Raw genomic sequence first — 1,079 nt, forward strand, 5'->3', positions numbered from 1 at the left:
GATGCGCTTGAAGTGATCGAGGTCCAGCATGGCCAGTGACAGGTTATTTCCACGCTGGTGCCAGGCGTTGACCTCCTGCTCCAGGCGCTCGCTCCAGGCAGCGCGGTTGGGTAGTCCGGTGAGCGGATCGATCAGGGCTTTCTGGCGCTGAACCTCAAGGTGTTCACGGTAGCCCTGAGCCTCTTGCTCCATATTGGCGACCCGTTCGGCCAGGCCCTTGAGCCGTGCAGCCACTTCCTGTTCGCGCTGGTCACGCTGGTGGCGGTGTTCATCCATGGTGCCCAGCAACCCTTCGAGATGGCTCTCCAGCACGTGCTTGAGGCTGTCGAGGTCTGCGGCGTCCTGCATGCTGGTTTGCAAACCATCCACTTGTTCGCGGATCTGGGTATCCAGCTCCCTGGCCGCCGACCGGCTGTCGGCGTGGCCGTCACTGGCGACCTGCAGGTGCCCCTGGAACGCCTCGAGACGATCGTTGAGCTGCTTGAGGTAGGCTTCAAACTCGTGCTGGCCGCTGTCGGTGATCGCCAGCATCAACACCGCCAGGTCATCGAGGATCGGCAGCAATTCGTACCAGTTCAATCCGTGGGCCAGGCGTTCACGCATGGCTTCGGCCTGGGGCCGATGGCGCTCGGGCAGCGAGAGGTCTTCCAGTAAGCCGAGCAGGGTATCTTCGATGTGCTTGGCCACCGAACTGTAAGACGGCTCGGGGGTGTCGGGCAGGGCGTAGGCTTGATCCGCTTGCAGCTCGTCTGGGTTCGGCTCTGCCTGCTCGGGCGATTCTTGCGGTTCATCGGCCAGGACCGGGGGCAGGGAAAGACTGCCGATCTCTGTCCGCTCCGGCTCACGGGCCTGCACCTCTGGCACCTCGACCATGGCGGCGAGAGCGCTCTCAAGCTCAACCTCCGCTTCGATCGGTTGCTCGGGTTCTGGCGTTTCGATAAGCGTAGCGGGTGCCTCGACGACAGGCGCTGTGACCGCGACGGCCGGAACAACAGGCACTGCTTCGCTGACAGCGTCGGTAGCCTCTACTGGCGATACCGGCTCAGGGGGCGACTCGATGGGGGCCGGGACCTTCGGCT

1 protein-coding gene is annotated in these 1,079 nt (G+C 63.9%); it reads right to left on the bottom strand.

Annotation, left to right across the window (positions count from 1 at the left end; translation table 11 throughout):
• On the bottom strand, nucleotides 1-1,079 hold a 1,079-nt coding region (locus HX846_RS33260), incomplete at both ends, for a diguanylate cyclase domain-containing protein (protein WP_178967056.1).

It is taken from the genome of Pseudomonas sp. K5002 (assembly GCF_013386655.1).
Taxonomy (GTDB): Bacteria; Pseudomonadota; Gammaproteobacteria; order Pseudomonadales; family Pseudomonadaceae; genus Aquipseudomonas.